Raw genomic sequence first — 16136 nt, 5'->3', positions numbered from 1 at the left:
AGGCTGGGCCGGTGATGCTTCCGGGGCACAGCACCGCGCTCCTGACCGACCAGTACGAGCTCACGATGCTCGACGCGGCTCTCGCGGACGGCACGGCCGACCGCCGCTGCACCTTCGAGGTCTTCGCCCGCAGCCTCCCGCACGGCCGGCGCTACGGCGTCGTGGCCGGGGTGCCGCGGCTCCTCGAGGCCCTCACGCGGTTCACGTTCGACGCCGACAGCGTCGCCGTGCTGCGCGACGCCGGCGCCGTGAGCGACCACGCCGCGGAGTTCCTCGCCGACCACCGCTTCGGCGGGGAGATCGCCGGCTACCCGGAGGGAGAGCTCTACTTCCCCGGCTCGCCGGTGCTGTCGGTGACCGGGACGTTCGCCGAGTGCGTGCTGCTCGAGACCCTCGTGCTCTCGATCCTCAACCACGACTGCGCGGTCGCCTCGGCCGCCGCGCGCATGACCACCGCCGCCAACGGGCGCCCGCTGATCGAGATGGGCTCGCGGCGCACGCACGAGGAGGCGGCGGTGGCCTCGGCCCGCGCCGCGTACCTCGCCGGCTTCGCCGCGACGTCGAACCTCGAGGCCCACCGCCGCTTCGGCGTCCCCACCACGGGCACCAGCGCGCACGCGTTCACACTGCTGCACGACAGCGAGGCCGACGCCTTCCGGGCGCAGATCGACGCGCTCGGCGCCGGCACCACGCTCCTGGTGGACACCTACGACATCACCCAGGGCATCGCGACCGCGGTCGAGGTCGCGGGTCCCGGGCTCGGCGCGGTCCGCATCGACTCCGGCGACCTCGGGGTCATGGCCCAGCGCGCCCGCGCCCAGCTCGACTCGTTGGGGGCCACCGGGACGCGCGTCGTGATCTCCGGCGACCTCGACGAGCACTCGATCGCCTCGCTGCGCGCCGAGCCCGTCGACGCCTACGGCGTGGGCACCTCGGTCGTCACCGGCTCCGGGGCCCCGACCGCGGGCATGGTCTACAAGCTCGTCGACGTCGAGGGCCGCCCGGTGGCCAAGCGCAGCTCGTCGAAGGAGTCGCGCGGCGGCGCGAAGTCCGCGCTGCGCAGGCACAAGCCCACCGGCACGGCGGTCGAGGAGGTCGTGCACCGCCTCGACGCCCCCGTCGCCCCCGGCGAGTACGACCGCGTCGTCCCCGTGCCCCTCGTGGTCAAGGGCGAGCCGGTGGGCGACCTGCCGTCGCTCGACGAGGCCCGCGAGCACCTGCGCCGCGGCCTCGTCGCCGTCCCCTGGGAGGGCCTCAAGCTCTCCCGCGGCGAACCCGCCATCCCGACGACCTTCGCCCTGTAGAGGCGCGCCGGGTCGGTCAGCCCGGCGTCCACGCTGACGTCGGATATCAGGAGATCCACCACGATCACCGGGGCCGAGGTCCGGAGTCACGGGCCGCCGAACAGCGGCGCCGGCGTGTCCTCGGCGGCGGGCTCGGGGGTCGCCGAGATGCCCGTGGACGGCTCGGGGTCGGGGTCGGGGCTCGCGGTCGTGGGCTCGGCCGGCGTCGCCGCGACCGGTGGTGAGGCCTGCGGTGGTGACGCCGGCGTCGTGTCGGCGGGCGCCTCGGGCACCGGCGTCGGGCCCGGGCCCACGGTCGGGGCGATCGGCACGGACGGCACGGGTGGCACACCCGGCGCAGGTGTCACGCCCGGCACGGCGGGCGGGAGGGCCGGCGCCGCCGGCACGTCCGGGGCCGGCAGCGCGTCCGGGGACGACGCGACCGACGGCGGGAGCTCGGGCGCCGGGGCGCCCGCGGCGTAGGCGGCCTCGATCGCGAGGACCTGGGCCACGTAGGCGTCGGAGTGGTTGTAGGCGAAGACGGCCGCGGAGCGTTGCGCCGGGTCGGCGAGGTCCGCGCCGCCGGCGCACAGGTGACGCCCGCTCGCGACGGCGGCGTCGTCGACGTCGTCCGGGTCGGTGGCGCCGTCGGCGTCGCCGTCCGCGCCGTAGGTCACCCAGCTCGACGGCAGGAACTGCAGGGGCCCGACGGCGAGGTCGACGAGCGGGTCGCCGTCGAGGCGCCCGCCGTCGGTGTCGGTGAGGAACGGGTGCCCGCCGGTGCCGTCGAGGCGCGGTCCCCGGATCGGCGCGAGCGTCCGGCCGTCCTCGGCGACCGCCCCGCCGGCGTGGTCGGACTCGACGCGCCCGATCGCGGCCACGAGCGACCACGGCAGGTGGCACCCCGGCACGGAGGAGGCCAGCGCGCCCTGGGCACCCCGGTAGGCCTGGAGCACGCGGACCGGGACGCCGGTGGCGTCGACGGGACCGACCGCCGGCGGGACCCACGCGCCGGGAAGGACCCCGGTGGCGCCGAGGACGCCGACGTCGACGGGGACCGGCGGCAGGACCGCGGGTGACGGGCGCGGCTCCGGCTCGGGACCGAGGACGAGCGCCACGACGAGGGCCGGCAGGAGCACCGCGAGCACGCTCGTCACGAGCAGCGCGGTGCGACGACCCTCGCTGAGGGGCGGATCGGCGAGATCGAGGTCCGCCGGCGGACGGGCGTAGTCGCCCGGCAACGGACGCCAGCGGGTCTCGCTCATGCCGACCCCCCTCCGGCCCGTCGCCGGTCCAGCATCGGGAGCTCCCCCACACGGGTCCAGGCAGGCCACCCGTGCGAGTGGGGTGAATCCGGCCCGCTCGTAGGCTCGGGCCATGACGACCGCGCTGATCGTGGTGGACGTGCAGCTCGACTTCTGCGAGGGCGGCTCGATGGGCGTCGACGGCGGGGCGGCGACCGCGTCGGCGATCAGCGCGTACCTCGGGACGTCAGCCGGCCGGTACGCCCACGTCGTCGCGAGTCGCGACTACCACGAGGACCCGGGCGACCACTTCTCCTCGACGCCCGACTTCGTCGACACCTGGCCGCCGCACTGCCGTCTCGGACACCCGGGCGCGGCGTTCCACCCCGACCTCGACGTGAAGCACCTCGAGGAGGTGTTCACCAAGGGCCGGTTCGAGGCCGCCTACTCGGCGTTCGAGGGCCGGGCCACCGACGGTCACCTGCTGGCCCCGTGGTTGCGGACCCGGGGTGTCGACGCCGTCGAGGTCGTCGGGATCGCCACCGACCACTGCGTGCGCGCCACCGCGCTCGACGGGGCGCGCGAGGGCTTCGCGACCACCGTGCTCCTCGACCTGACCGCCGGCGTCCTGCCCGAGACCACCGCCCGCGCGCAGCAGGAGATGGCCGGCGCCGGCGTCACGCTGACCGGGTCGCCGCGCTGAGTCGCGTCGGCGAGGGAACCGTGGGGGCTTCTCCGTAGTCTGAACTGTCGTGGGAGACACGATCACCGGGCCGCCCCCGGTGGCGGAACTGCTCGCGGCGGCGGTCTCCGCGCTGGGCGGCAGCGAGCGCGAGGGACAGCAGGACATGGCCGCCGCGGTCGAACGTGCCCTCCGCACCGGCGAGCACCTCGCGGTCCAGGCGGGCACCGGCACGGGCAAGTCGCTGGCCTACCTCGTCCCGGCGGTGCGGCACGCGCTCTCCGGCGAGCAGGCGGTGATCGTCGCGACGGCCACGATCGCGCTGCAGACCCAGCTCGTCGACCGCGACCTCCCGCGGCTGGCGAAGGCCCTCGAGCCGGTGCTGGGCCGCGCGCCGACGTTCGCGATCCTCAAGGGCCGCGCCAACTACCTCTGTCGCCACAAGATCGAGTCGAGCGCGCAGGCCGAGGACCCCGTCGACGAGCAGCTGTTCGACCCGTTCCAGGTCTCGGCGCTCGGCCGCCAGGTGACGCGGCTGCACGAGTGGGCCGAGCAGACGACCACCGGCGACCGCGACGAGCTCGTCCCCGGCGTCACCGACCGCGCGTGGCGGCAGGTGTCGGTCAGCGCCCGCGAGTGCCTGGGGGCCGCGCGCTGCCCTGTCGCCGAGGACTGCTTCTCCGAGCACGCCCGCCACGCCGCCGGCGCCGCGGACATCGTCGTCACCAACCACGCCATGCTCGCCATCGACGCCATCGAGGGCCGCGCGGTGCTCCCGGACCACGACGTGGTGGTCGTCGACGAGGCCCACAACCTCGTCGACCGGGTGACGTCGGTGGCCACCGGCGAGCTGACGGCCGCGACGGTCACCGCGGCGGCACGGCGGTGCGGCAAGCTGGTCGACCAGGCGCTGTCCGACGCCCTGCTCGACGCCGGCGAGGGCCTCGACACGGTGCTCGAGGACGCCGTCCCCGGCCGTTGGGAGCGGATGCCCGAGGGCGTCGGGCGGATGCTGAGCGCGATCCGCGACGCGTCCTGGTCGTGCCGCCAGGCGCTGGGTCCCGATCGCGAAAAGGGCCGTGACGACGAGGCGACGAACCGCAAGTTCGCGCTGGCGCTGGTCGAGGAGGTCCACGACGTCGCCGGGCGCCTGCTCACCGCGTTCGACCGCGAGGACCCGGCGACGCGTCCGGACGTCGTGTGGCTGGCGGTGACCGAGCGGAACTCGACGACGACCCGCACGCTGGCGGTCGCCCCGCTCTCGGTGGCCGGGCTGCTGGCGTCGCGGCTCTTCGGGCGCTCGACGGTGGTGCTGACGTCGGCGACGCTCGCGCTCGGGGGGTCGTTCGACGCCCTCGCCCGGCAGTGGGGGCTGCCCGCCGGGGGCACCGAGCCGGCTCCTCCCGACGACGGTTCCGGCCACGGCAACGACCCCGCGACCAACCTCGTCTGGCACGGGCTCGACGTCGGTTCGCCGTTCGCGCACGGCAAGGCCGGCATCCTCTACGTCGCCCGCCACCTGCCGCCGCCGGGGCGCGACGGGCTCTCCCCCGCGATGCTCGACGAGATCGAGGGCCTGGTGCGCGCCGCGGGCGGACGGGCGCTGGGGCTGTTCTCGTCGATGCGCGCGGCGAAGCAGGCCGCCGAGGACCTGCGGGGCCGGTGGGACGGCACGGTGCTCTGCCAGGGGGACGACAGCACCGGGACGCTGGTGACGAAGTTCGCCGCCGACGTGGAGAGCGTGCTGTTCGGGACGCTGTCGCTGTGGCAGGGCGTCGACGTGCCGGGCGAGTCGCTGTCGCTCGTCATGATCGACCGCATCCCGTTCCCGCGACCCGACGACCCCCTGGTCTCGGCACGTCAGCGCGCCGTCGACGCGCGGGGCGGCAACGGGTTCCTCACGGTGTCGGCGACCCACGCCGCGCTGCTGCTCGCCCAGGGCGCGGGACGGCTGCTGCGCGGGACGGGCGACCGCGGCGTCGTCGCCCTGCTGGACTCCCGCGTGGCCACCAAGCAGTACGGCGGGTTCCTGCGCGGCTCCCTGCCGCCGTTCTGGTCGACGCAGGACCCGGCGGTCGTCCGCGGGGCGCTGGAGCGGCTGCGGGACGCCTGATCAGCCCGTGGGAACACCGGCCGGCCGATCTCGGTGCGCCACCGCGCGTCCCGGCCCGCTGATCATGGGATGTACGAGCGATGCGGCTTTCCTGGCGTCTCATGCCAGGATCGCCACAGCCTCGCCGGCCCGACACGCCGAGCCGCCATCGGACGTCGAGACGCCGGGTGGCCGGGACCCACTGCCATCGAGATCGTCCTGACCCGGCCGCGCCGCGGCGGGCTCGCGGATCCGAGAGCCCGCCCCCTCGGCCCGACGCGGGGTGATCGTGGTGGGTCTCCTGACGTCCGGCGTCAGCGTGGACGCCAGGCTGGCACCACCCGAGCCGCGCGAGCCCGGGAAGGAACCGGCGTGTCGTCGTGGCGAGCGTGTGGCGATCCTGGCGTCACACGCCAGGAAAGCCGCATTGCTCGAACTACCGCAGGCGCGCGAGGAGGGCGTCGGCGAGGCGGGTGGGGGCGTCGGGGGCGCGGCGGAGGAAGAGCTCGGGCTCGATCAGTTCGAGCTCCATGACCACGGGCTCGCCGTCGAGGCGCACGAGGTCGACGCGCGCCGCGACGAGATCCGCGGCGGGAGCGCGGGCCAGGGCCGCCTCGGCGACCTCGACCTCCCGGGTCGTCGGGGTGTGGTCGGCGAGCTCGCCGCCGTACTTCTCGTGCACGAGGAAGCCGCCCGCGGCCGGGAGCTTGCGCACCGCGTGCGACCAGGCGTCGCCGAGGCGGATCAGGGACACCTCGCCGTCGCGCCCGATGCTCTCCACGGCCGGCTGGACGAGGACGTCGCCGACGGTGAGGAGGTCGGCGACGGTCTCGCGCAGGTCGTCCGGGCGGCCGAGGTGCGTGCCCCGCCCGCCGGCCGAGACCGCCGGCTTGACGACGACGGTGCCGCGGCCGAGGTCGTCGGGCACCGGCGAGCCCGCGGCGAGCAGCGTCGTCGGCACCGTCGGGACGCCCGCCTCCGCGAGCTCCACCAGGTACCGCTTGTGGCTGTTCCACTCCAGGACGGCGCGGGGGTTCACGAGGCGGGTGGCGGCGTCGACCTGCCCCGCCCAGGACAGGAAGGCGTCGCGGCGCTCGGTGTAGTCCCAGGTGGTGCGCACGGCCACGAGGTCGGCGCCGGCCCAGTCGACGGTGTCGTCGTCCCACGGAGCGTCGTCGGCGTCGACGCCACGCTCGGCGAGCGCCGCGATCAGCGGGCGGGTCTCGGCGTCGGAGCGCTCGCTGCGCACACGGGAGCCGGCGACCAGGACCCGGCTCATCGGCTCGCCACGCACGTGACCGTCCCCGGCGCCACCTCGGTGAACCCGGCGTCGCGCACCGGCACGATCCCGTCGGACTCCCAGGCCCTCCGGCCGCTGGGGTCGGCGGCGAGCGCGCCAGTCCACCGCGCCCAGTCGTCGCGGGCCGCCGGGCGCACCGCCGCGTCGAGGGCCGGCGCCGGGTCGCCGCCCTCGGCGGCGAGGACGGTCGCGAGGATCATGCTCGCGTGTCCGACCTGGGCGGCCGCCTTGCCCACGGTCTGCTCGACCTCCGGGCTCAGCCAGATCACCGGGACGCCGGCCGGCGGCGGGCCCGGCTCGTCGGGCGGGAGGTCGGTGCCGCCGATCTGGAGCCGGCGGACCTCGTGGGGCACGTCGTCGACCGGACCCGGCACCAGCGCGCGCACCAGCTCGCCGGCCGTCACGCCGTCGAACTCCTGCACGGCGCGCCAGTGCGCCGTGCGCGCCCGCCGGGTGAGCTTGCGGATGCGCCCCGCGCCCGCCCACGTCGCCACGGCGTCGTACCAGGGGCCCTCGGGCGCCGCGCGCTCGTCGAGGCACAGCGCGAGCGACGCCGCGGCGGCCGCCTCGAGGACCGCGGTGCGGGTGGGCGCGTCGCGCTCGAGGCGCAGGACGAGCGTCATGGCACGCACGACGCCGTCCTCCGGCTCGTCGGCTTCCGGCGCGGGAGCGTCCACCAGCCACGGGCACACCCGCGCCGCCAGCGGGACGAGCGCGCTCAGCTCGGGCACCAGCGACGTCACCGCGGCACCGTCACAGCGGGACCCGGCGCAGCAGCCCTTCGGCGGCGTCGGCGACCTCGATCTCGTCGCGCGTGATCCCGAGGATGAACAGCACGGCGTCGAGGTAGGGGTACGACAGCGCGGTGTCGGCGGCGGCGGCGACCACCGGCTTGGCGTTGAACGCCACCCCGAGCCCGGCCGCGGCCAGCATGTCGAGGTCGTTGGCGCCGTCGCCCACGGCCACCGTCTGCTCGAGCGGCACGCCGGCCTCGTCGGCGAAGCGGCGCAGCGCCTCGGCCTTGCCGGCGCGGTCGACGACCTGGCCGAGCACCCGCCCGGTCAGGCGGCCGTCGACGACCTCGAGGTCGTTGGCCGCGGAGAAGTCGAGCGCCAGGTCCTCGACGAGGCGGTCGATGATCGTGGTGAAGCCGCCGGACACGACGCCGCAGCGGTAGCCGAGACGCTTGAGCGTGCGCACCGTCGTCCGCGCGCCAGGGGTCAGCTCCAGCTCGTCGGCGACGTCGTCGAGCGCCCCCACCGACAGCCCGGCGAGCGTCCCGACGCGCTGGTGCAGCGACTCCGCGAAGTCGATCTCGCCGCGCATCGCCGCCTCGGTGATCGCCCGGACCTCGTCCTCGGCCCCGGCGCGGCGGGCGAGCATCTCGATGACCTCGCCCTGCACCAGCGTCGAGTCGACGTCGAAGACGATGAGCCGCTTCGTGCGTTGCGCGAGACCCACCCGCTGCACCGCGACGTCGCACTTGGCCCGGCGGCCGGCCGCCGCGAGGGCCTGGCGCAGCGCGACGTCGGTGGGCGGCTCGTCGGCCGGCATCGAGACCCGCAGCTCGAGCCCCGTCACCGGGTAGTCCGCGATGCGCCGGACGCGGTCGATGTTGACGCGCAGCGCGGCGAGCCCGCGGGCGACCTCCGCGAAGTTCGCGGCCGTGATCGGGCGCCCGAGCACCAGGACGACGTGGCTCGAGAACGGGTGCACTGCCGACGCCTCGCCGCCGGTCTCGACCGTGACCGACAGCCCCAGCGACGGCATTGTCAGTTCGAGGGCCGCCTCCAGCCGCGCCGGGTCGCCGGGCAGCGTGACGAGCGCGGACAGCGTGATCCGCCGGTGGATCGTCGCCTGCTGCACGTCGAGCATCGCGGCCTCGTGCTCCGCGAGCACCGCGAACAGCGCCGCGTTGACCCCCGGGAAGTCCGGGCCGGTGACGGTCACGAGGACCGGCACCGCGTCGGGCGCCGCCTCCGGGGCCAGCCCGTCCAGCGAGGGGACGTCCGCGGGCACGGACGGGACCTCGAGGGACGCGTCGTCGGACGGGTCGTCGGGAACGGCCCGGGTCACTTGTTCCGGGGGTCGGAGCCCGGGAGGTGCTCCTGGCCGGTCTGCCCGGCGGCCGCCTCACCGATGCTCTCGTGCCCGCCGCCGACGTGGGCCTCGAGCCGGATGCGTTCGGTGAGGTGCGGGTAGTGCAGCTCGAACGCCGGGCGCTCGGAGCGGATGCGGGGCAGCTCGGTGAAGTTGTGGCGCGGCGGCGGGCAGGAGGTCGCCCACTCCAGCGAGTTGCCGTGGCCCCACGGGTCGTCGACCTCGACCGGCCGCCCGTAGCGCCAGCTGTGGAACGCGTTCCACAGGAAAGGCAGCGTCGAGGCCCCGAGGATGAACGCCCCGATCGAGGAGATCGTGTTCAGCGTGGTGAACCCGTCGGTGGCCGCGTAGTCGGCGTAGCGGCGCGGCATGCCCTCGTTGCCCAGCCAGTGCTGCACGAGGAACGTCATGTGGAAGCCGATGAAGGTCATCCAGAAGTGGAACTTCCCGATGCGCTCGTCCATCATCCGGCCCGTCATCTTCGGGAACCAGAAGTAGATGCCGGCGTAGGTGGCGAACACGATCGTGCCGAAGAGCACGTAGTGGAAGTGCGCCACCACGAAGTACGAGTCGGACACGTGGAAGTCCAGCGGCGGGCTCGCGAGCAGGACGCCGGTGAGGCCGCCGAAGAGGAAGGTCACCAGGAAGCCGACCGAGAACAGCATCGGCGTCTCGAAGGTGAGCTGCCCCTTCCACATCGTGCCGATCCAGTTGAAGAACTTGATGCCGGTCGGCACGGCGATGAGGAACGTGGTGAACGAGAAGAACGGCAGCAGCACCGCGCCCGTCGCGTACATGTGGTGGGCCCACACCGCGACCGACAGCGCGCCGATCGACAGCGTCGCGTAGATCAGCGTCTTGTAACCGAAGATCGGCTTGCGGCTGAACACCGGGAAGATCTCGGTGACGATGCCGAAGAACGGCAGCGCAACGATGTAGACCTCGGGGTGCCCGAAGAACCAGAACAGGTGCTGCCAGAGGATCACGCCGCCCGCCTCGGGCGCGAACAGCTGGGCGCCGAGGTGCCGGTCGGCGGCCAGGCCGAGCAGCGCGGCCGTGAGGATCGGGAACGCCAGCAGCACCAGGATCACCGTGACGAGGATGTTCCAGGTGAAGATCGGCATCCGGAACATCGTCATGCCCGGCGCGCGCATGCAGACGATCGTCGTCGCGAAGTTGACGCCGCCGAGGATCGTGCCGAGACCGGAGACGACCAGGCCGACGATCCAGACGTCGGCGCCGAGGCCCGGCGAGTGCACGACGTCGGAGAGCGGCGTGTAGGCGAACCAGCCGAACGCGGCCGCGCCGTCCGGGGTGAAGAACCCGGAGACCACGATGATGCCGCCGAAGAGGAAGAGCCAGTAGGAGAAGGCGTTGAGCCGCGGGAACGCGACGTCCGGCGCGCCGATCTGCAGCGGGACGATGTAGTTGGCGAAGCCGAAGAGGATCGGCGTCGCGTACAGCAGCAGCATGATCGTGCCGTGCATGGTGAACAGCTGGTTGTACTGGTCCACCGACAGGATCTGCAGCCCCGGCTGGGCGAGCTCCGCGCGCATGAGCAGCGCCATGAGCCCACCGACCAGGAAGAACCCGAACGACGTGACCAGGTACAGGATCGCGATGTCCTTGGGGTCCGTCGTCTTGAGCATCCGCCCGACGAACGACCCCCGCTTCGACTCCCGCGCCGGGTACGGCGTGGTCGCGATCGGCTTGGGTGCGACGGCGGTCACGAAGGCCTCCTGCTCACGGTGCGTCTCCTCCACCTCGGCGGCCGTCGGGCCGCTTCTGCGGACGCAGGGATCGTAACCGCCGCGCGGGCCCGGGGCTCGCCGGGTGAGGCCTCAAACGACGATCGGTCGTAGGCCCGGCGCGGCGGCGCCCGGGGAGACCCGCGCGCACCGTCGGACGAGCCCTGCGTCACACCGCCGCCGCGCCGTGCTCCGTCCGGGTGACCCGTCCGGACCCTGACGGCGGAGCTGAGACGGACATGGGGGACACTCCGCGCACACCCGATCACGAGGAGCCGCATGGCCGTGTCACCCGTCGCCCGGGCGGCGGAACCCGGGCGGGTGGATCTCGATCGCGACGTGCCGGCGCTCCTGCTCAAGGTCGGGCGCTGTCCGTTGCACCACGGGGGCCTGGGCGTGGTCCGCAGCCTCGGGCGCGCGGGCGTCGCGGTCCACGCGGTCACCGAAGGCCCCGCACTCCCGTCGCGGTGTCCCGCCACCTCACCGGCCGCCTGACCTGGCCGACCAGCGGCACCGAGGACCCCGCCGGGCTGGTCGACGGGCTGCTCGGCCTCGGCCGGCACATCGGGCGGCCCGCCGTGCTGGAGGGCCTGAGCCCGGACTGCGGCGCCATCGCGATGCTTGATAGCTTTAGTTACACCCGATAACTTCGCGAACGCTAGTCACGTTCGGCGAGGGGAACGAGCATGTGCGGCATCACCGGATGGGTGTCCTTCCACACCGACGTGCGCTGCCGACCGGGCGTCGTCGAGGACATGACCTCCCGGCTGCGCGAGCGCGGCCCCGACGCGGGCGCCTCCTGGGCGGACGCCCACGCCGCGCTCGGCCACCGCCGGCTCGCCGTCATCGACGTCGCCGGCGGCGCCCAGCCCATGGTGGCCCCCACCCCCGACGGCGACGTCGCGCTGACCTACAGCGGCGAGGCCTACAACTTCGCCGCCCTGCGCACCGAGCTGGCCGGGCGCGGGCACCGGTTCACCACGCGCAGCGACACCGAGGTGGTGCTGCGCGGCTACCTCGAGTGGGGCGAGGCCATCGTCGACCGGCTCGTGGGCATGTACGCGTTCGCCGTCTGGGATGCCCGCACCGAGACCCTGCTCCTGGTGCGCGACCGCCTCGGCGTCAAGCCGCTGTACTACTACCCCACCGCCGACGGGATCGTCTTCGGCTCCGAGCCCAAGGCGATCCTGGCCCACCCGGACACCGTCGCGGTGGTCGGCCTGGACGGTATGCGGGAGATCTACTCGGGCATCAAGCGGCCCGGCGTCGCGGTCTTCGAGGGCATGAGGGAGCTGCGCCCGGGGCACGCGCTGCGCCTGGACCGCGCCGGGCTGCGGACGCGCGAGTACTGAGCCCTCGAGGCGCACCGGCACGAGCTCGACGGGCCCGCGACGGTCGCCCGCACCACCGCGCTGCTCGAGGAGATCGTCGACGAGCAGCTGGTGTCCGACGTCCCGCTGTGCACGCTGCTCTCCGGCGGGCTGGACTCCAGCGCGATCACCGGGATCGCCGCCGAGCGCGGACGGGCACACGGCGAGGACGTGCGCAGCTTCGCCGTCGACTTCCTGGGCCACACCGAGAACTTCCGCGCCGACCGCCACAACACGAGCGCCGACGCGCCGTTCGTCGCCGACGCCGCGGCCCACATGCGCACCGACCACCGCGACGTGGTGCTCGACCCCAGCGCGCTCTCGGACCCCGCCGTGCGCCGGGCCGCGGTCCGTGCCCGCGACATGCCGGTGGGCATGGGGGACATGGACATGTCGCTCTACCTGCTCTTCTCCGCGGTCCGCGAGCGCTCGACGGTGGCGCTGTCCGGTGAGGGCGCCGACGAGCTGTTCGGCGGCTACTGGTGGTTCCACGACGACGCGATCACCGCGGCGCCGGCGTTCCCCTGGCTGCACGCCACGATGGGCCAGGCCCGCCAGGAACGCCCGTACGGCCCGCCGGACCTGGTCGCCGCCCTCGACATCCCCGGCTTCGCCGAGCAGACGTTCCACGACGCGGTCGCCGCGGCGCCCGTGCACCCCGACGACACCGAGGTCGACCGGCGCTGGCGCCAGCAGCCGCACCTGCACATGACCTACAACATGACGTCGCTGCTCGACCGCAAGGACCGGATGAGCATGGCGGTGGGGCTGGAGGTCCGCGTGCCGTTCTGCGACCACCGGCTCGCCCAGCTCGCCTACGACATCCCCCGCGCCCTGCACACGGCGGACGGCCGGGAGAAGAGCGTGCTGCGCGCCGCCGTCGGCCGCTACCTCCCGGCGTCGATCACGGCCCGCACCAAGAGCCCCTACCCGCGCAGCCAGGACCGGGGCTACGTCCTGAAGGTGCAGGACCAGGTGCGCGAGGCCCTCGACACCGGCGACCCCCGGCTCGGTGAGCTGATCCACCGCGGCTTGGCCGGATCGGTGGCGACGCGCCCGGCCGACGAGATCGACCCGGGCTCGCGGATGGCGATCGAGCGACTGCTCGACTTCCAGATCTGGCTGGACCAGCACGATCCGGTCCTCGACCTGGTCTGAGAGAAGACCTGGTGGAGCTGAGGGGACTCGAACCCCTGACCCTCACACTGCCAGTGTGATGCGCTACCAGCTGCGCCACAGCCCCAACGCGAAGCAACGTTACACGCCGGTGGCCGCTGTCCGAGGCGGGGGGTGCGGCCCCCGTACGTGAGCGAACTTCCGGGCGATAGCACCGGAGTTCGCTCGCGTACGGGGTCAGAAGTCCCGGCGCCCGTGCTCCTGCTCCAGGACCGCGTCGAGATCCTTCAGCCGATCCATCGTCGCGACGGCCCGGGCGGTCCGCTGGTTGCCGCGCAGGCGGTCCTGGTGACGGTGCACGAACTGCCAGTAGCCCGCGGTGAACGGGCACGCCTTCTCCCCCACCCGCACCTTGGGGTCGAAGGCGCAGTCGCCGCAGTGGTCGGACATCTTGTTGATGTAGGCCCCGCCCGAGGCGTACGGCTTCGTCGCGAGCTGCCCGCCGTCGGCGTGCTGGCTCATGCCGACGACGTTGGGCGGCATCACCCAGGCGAAGCCGTCGACGAACGACGTCGTGAACCACTCCGACAGCGCGCTCGGGCGGTACTCGCGCTGCAGCGCGTGGTTGCCGAGCACCATCAGGCGCGGGATGTGGTGCACCCAGCCGCGGTCGCGCACCCCGTTGAGGGTCTCCGACAGGCAGGCGGCCGTGACGCCGTCGCCGTCGAGCTCGGTCCACCACGACGGGAGCTTCGTGCGGTGGTCCATCTCGTTGCGCCGCGAGTAGCCCTTCCCGAAGTGCCAGTAGAGGTGCCAGATGTACTCGCGCCAGCCGAGGATCTGGCGCACGAAGCCCTCGACGGAGTTCAGCCGCGCCGTGCCGTCGTGGTACGCCTGCTCCGCGGCGTGCACCGCCTCGAGCGGGTGCAGCACGCCGAGGTTCTGCGGCACCGAGAGCAGCGAGTGCGCCATCCACGGGTCGCCGGCGAGGATCGCGTCCTCGTAGGGCCCGAACGGGTCGAGGCGGTGGTCGATGAACCGCCGCAGGGCCTTCCGCGCCTCGGTGGGCGTCACGGCGAACAGCCGCGGCCCGTCCTCGCCGACGGTCGGCAGGTCCATGTCGTCGAGGTCGCGGCGCACCTGCGCGTCGATCTCGTCCTCGGTCGGCCACCAGGGGTCCGGCACGCCCAGCGTCCCGGCGTCCTTGGGCGGCGACTCCCGGTTGTCGTGGTCGAGGTTCCACTTCCCGCCGACCGGCTGCTCGCCGTCCATCAGCACGTCGAAGCGGCGCCGCTGGTTGCGGTAGAAGGTCTCCATCGTGAACGAGTCGCTGTGTCCGGCCTTCGGCGCGGCAGCTCCCCTCTCGGCGTGCTCCCTCCGATGCTCCGTGCCGCCTCCGGCCCAGGCCTCGAACTCCGCTCGTGGGCGCGCGAACGTGGTCGGCGGCAGCACCGCGGCCACCAGCCCGTCCTTGCGCAGGCGGTCGACGAACTCGACGGCCGTGTGCGAGGTGGGCTGGTGCACGACGACCGGGCGGCCGACCTTCTCCAGCGCCTCGCGGTAGGTCTCGGTGCGGTGGTACGTGGCGCGGTCGCCCAGCTCGTCGGCGAGGTGGCGCATGCCGGAGAGCACGAGGTGCAGCTTCTGGCGGTGGTAGCGACGCCGGCGCAGCACGGCCGCGGACTCGACGAGCACGACCTCCCGCTCGGCGTGCTGGGGCAGCGCGTGCACCGCGGGCCCGAGCTGGTCGCCGAACACCCACAGCGGCGCGTCGGGCGCGGCGCCCGCCTCCTCCAGCGCGGCGTCCACGGCCTCGGTGTAGGTGTCCTCGACACCGGCGGGAACGCTGCTGCTCATGCGCGGCGGGTGCCCGCCTCCCCCACGGGCGAACCGCTGCCACGGCGCGCCCACGCGATCAGGGCGACGAGGGCGACGCCCGCGCTGAGCGCGAACGCGACCGGGAACGACGCGCTCTCGGCGAGGGCCCCCGCCGCGATCGGGCCGATGATCGCCCCGACGTCCGCGGCCATCTGGAAGCCCGACAGCGCCGGTCCCCCGCTGCGCCGGGAGCCGACGAGGTCGGCGACGGCCGCCCCCTGCGCGGGCTGGAGGAGCCCGGCGCCCGCCCCGGCGATCGCGGAGGCCACGAGCAGGATGACGAGACCCGCCGTGCCGCCGATCCCCGCGACGGCCAGCGAGGCCGTGCCGACGACGACGAGCGCGAGGCCCGCGATCACGACGGGCCGACGGCCGCGCCGGTCGGACAGGCCACTCGTGGCGAGCAGGACCAGGCCGTCGCCGACGGCGAAGACGGTGAGCGCGATGCCCGCCCAGATCGGCGGGCGGCCCAGCGCCACGGCGACGAACAGCGGCACCAGGGCGACGCGCACCCCCTGCACCGCCCACCCCGTGGCGAGGCTCGAGACCAGCGCGGACCGGTAGGTCGGCAGGCGCAGCGCGGCGCCGATCGTCAGCGGTGTCGTCCCCGGGTCCGGGGGCTGCACGCCCACCTGCCGGGAGCGCGCCAGCAGCGCCCCGACGACGAGCGTCGCGAGCACCAGCGCGAGCGCGTAGACCACGAACGGCGCGCGCAGGTCGACGGTCACGAGGGCGCCGCCGAACGCCGGGCCGGTGACCCCGCCGAGGAGGAACGCGCCGGTGAACAGCCCGCTCGCCTGGCCGCGGCGTCCCTCCGGGGCGAGTCGGAACATCAGCGAGAACGCGGAGACGGTGAACATCGTCGACCCGATCCCGCCGAGCCCGCGGAAGACCAGCAGCTGGGTGTAGCTCGTCGCGAGCGCGCAGGCGCCGGTGGACGCGGCGACCACGAGCAGCCCGGCGAGGTACATCGTGCGCTCGCCGGTGCGCGCGACGAGCCGCCCGCTCACGGGCGCGAACAGCAGCCGCATCACCGGCAGCGCGCTGACCACCGCCGACGCGGCCGTGACACCGACCCCGAAGCTGCGCGCGAACACCGGCAGCGCCGGCGCGACGATCCCGTAGCCCGCGGCGACGAGGAAGCTGCCCGCGAGCAGCGCCCAGACCTCCCACGGCATGGTCGCGGGGGCCGGCGCCTCACCCTCCGGGCCGCAGGAGGGGTCGCCGGACGCGTGGTCCCGCTGCGGTGCGGCACCCATGGGGGTTCGTCAGGCTCCTCGCGCTCGGGGTCCGGGGGCCACCTCGCAGTCTGCCCCTCCGCGA

The 16136-nt window shown here is 74.3% G+C and carries 14 protein-coding genes and 1 tRNA gene; 7 read left to right on the top strand and 8 right to left on the bottom strand.

Translation table 11 applies throughout. The features are described 5' to 3' along the window. Positions 1–14 precede the first annotated feature (14 nt). Positions 15–1304, top strand: coding sequence for a nicotinate phosphoribosyltransferase (locus tag QSK03_RS19190; RefSeq protein WP_285655807.1), 1290 nt, complete (start codon positions 15–17; stop codon positions 1302–1304). Between the two features lie 86 nt (positions 1305–1390). Here the strand turns inward: QSK03_RS19190 and QSK03_RS19185 are convergent, their stop codons facing one another. Then, positions 1391–2548: a lysozyme family protein gene (locus QSK03_RS19185; RefSeq protein ID WP_285655248.1), complete on the bottom strand. Its 1158-nt coding sequence runs from the start codon at positions 2546–2548 to the stop codon at positions 1391–1393. 112 nt (positions 2549–2660) lie between these two features. Here QSK03_RS19185 and QSK03_RS19180 point away from each other — a divergent pair, with 112 nt between their 5' ends. Together QSK03_RS19180 and QSK03_RS19175 are read left to right on the top strand one after the other, a co-directional pair. Beyond that, positions 2661–3230 carry an isochorismatase family protein gene (locus QSK03_RS19180; protein ID WP_285655246.1) on the top strand — a complete coding sequence of 190 codons (570 nt, stop codon included), beginning with the start codon at positions 2661–2663 and terminating at the stop codon, positions 3228–3230. A gap of 49 nt (positions 3231–3279) precedes the next feature. Further along, positions 3280–5322, top strand: a complete 2043-nt coding sequence (locus tag QSK03_RS19175) for an ATP-dependent DNA helicase (protein WP_502872191.1) — start codon at positions 3280–3282, stop codon at positions 5320–5322. 415 nt (positions 5323–5737) lie between these two features. Here the strand turns inward: QSK03_RS19175 and QSK03_RS19170 are convergent, their stop codons facing one another. From QSK03_RS19170 to ctaD, 4 genes are read right to left on the bottom strand one after another with little or no spacing between them, the layout of a single operon-like run. Continuing rightward, the gene (locus tag QSK03_RS19170; RefSeq protein WP_285655243.1) at positions 5738–6595 is read right to left on the bottom strand and encodes an ATP-grasp domain-containing protein; all 858 of its coding nucleotides are present in this window, start codon (positions 6593–6595) and stop codon (positions 5738–5740) included. After that, positions 6577–7323, bottom strand: coding sequence for a peptidyl-tRNA hydrolase (locus tag QSK03_RS19165; RefSeq protein ID WP_502872196.1), 747 nt, complete (start codon positions 7321–7323; stop codon positions 6577–6579). The genes QSK03_RS19170 and QSK03_RS19165 overlap by 19 nt, the downstream gene beginning before the upstream one ends. Before the next feature lie 31 nt (positions 7324–7354). Next, complete coding sequence (gene serB / locus QSK03_RS19160; RefSeq protein WP_285655238.1) at positions 7355–8620, bottom strand: phosphoserine phosphatase SerB; 1266 nt, start codon at positions 8618–8620, stop codon at positions 7355–7357. 53 nt (positions 8621–8673) lie between these two features. Then, positions 8674–10431, bottom strand: coding sequence for an aa3-type cytochrome oxidase subunit I (gene ctaD / locus QSK03_RS19155; protein WP_285655235.1), 1758 nt, complete (start codon positions 10429–10431; stop codon positions 8674–8676). Positions 10432–10728: 297 nt separating this feature from the next. On the opposite strand from ctaD, the gene QSK03_RS19150 reads away from it, so the two are divergent. Genes QSK03_RS19150 through QSK03_RS33170 form a run of 4 tightly spaced genes read left to right on the top strand, consistent with a single transcriptional unit; the run spans position 10729 to position 12977 of the window. Beyond that, positions 10729–10944: a hypothetical protein gene (locus QSK03_RS19150; protein ID WP_285655234.1), complete on the top strand. Its 216-nt coding sequence runs from the start codon at positions 10729–10731 to the stop codon at positions 10942–10944. Then, positions 10917–11096 (top strand): hypothetical protein, encoded by a 180-nt coding sequence (locus QSK03_RS19145; RefSeq protein WP_285655232.1) that lies wholly within the window; start codon positions 10917–10919, stop codon positions 11094–11096. Before QSK03_RS19150 ends, QSK03_RS19145 begins: the two co-directional genes overlap by 28 nt. A 39-nt stretch (positions 11097–11135) precedes the next feature. Then, positions 11136–11801: a class II glutamine amidotransferase domain-containing protein gene (locus QSK03_RS33175; protein ID WP_352232017.1), complete on the top strand. Its 666-nt coding sequence runs from the start codon at positions 11136–11138 to the stop codon at positions 11799–11801. 60 nt (positions 11802–11861) lie between these two features. Then, positions 11862–12977 (top strand): asparagine synthetase B family protein, encoded by a 1116-nt coding sequence (locus tag QSK03_RS33170; protein WP_352232021.1) that lies wholly within the window; start codon positions 11862–11864, stop codon positions 12975–12977. 9 nt (positions 12978–12986) lie between these two features. Here QSK03_RS33170 and QSK03_RS19135 read toward each other — a convergent pair. The 3 genes from QSK03_RS19135 to QSK03_RS19125 all read right to left on the bottom strand — a co-directional run bounded on the left by QSK03_RS19135 (position 12987) and on the right by QSK03_RS19125 (position 16072). Next, positions 12987–13062 (bottom strand) — tRNA-Ala (locus tag QSK03_RS19135). A 110-nt stretch (positions 13063–13172) separates the two neighbouring features. After that, on the bottom strand, positions 13173–14792 hold the full coding sequence (locus QSK03_RS19130) for a cryptochrome/photolyase family protein (RefSeq protein ID WP_285655229.1): 1620 nt from the start codon (positions 14790–14792) through the stop codon (positions 13173–13175). Continuing rightward, positions 14789–16072, bottom strand: a complete 1284-nt coding sequence (locus QSK03_RS19125) for an MFS transporter (protein ID WP_285655225.1) — start codon at positions 16070–16072, stop codon at positions 14789–14791. The genes QSK03_RS19130 and QSK03_RS19125 overlap by 4 nt, the downstream gene beginning before the upstream one ends. Between the last annotated feature and the right edge of the window lie 64 nt (positions 16073–16136).

The sequence above is a fragment of the Actinomycetospora sp. NBRC 106375 genome (assembly GCF_030269665.1).
Taxonomy (GTDB): Bacteria; Actinomycetota; Actinomycetes; order Mycobacteriales; family Pseudonocardiaceae; genus Actinomycetospora.
This window is presented reverse-complemented; position numbering and strand designations above follow the sequence as displayed.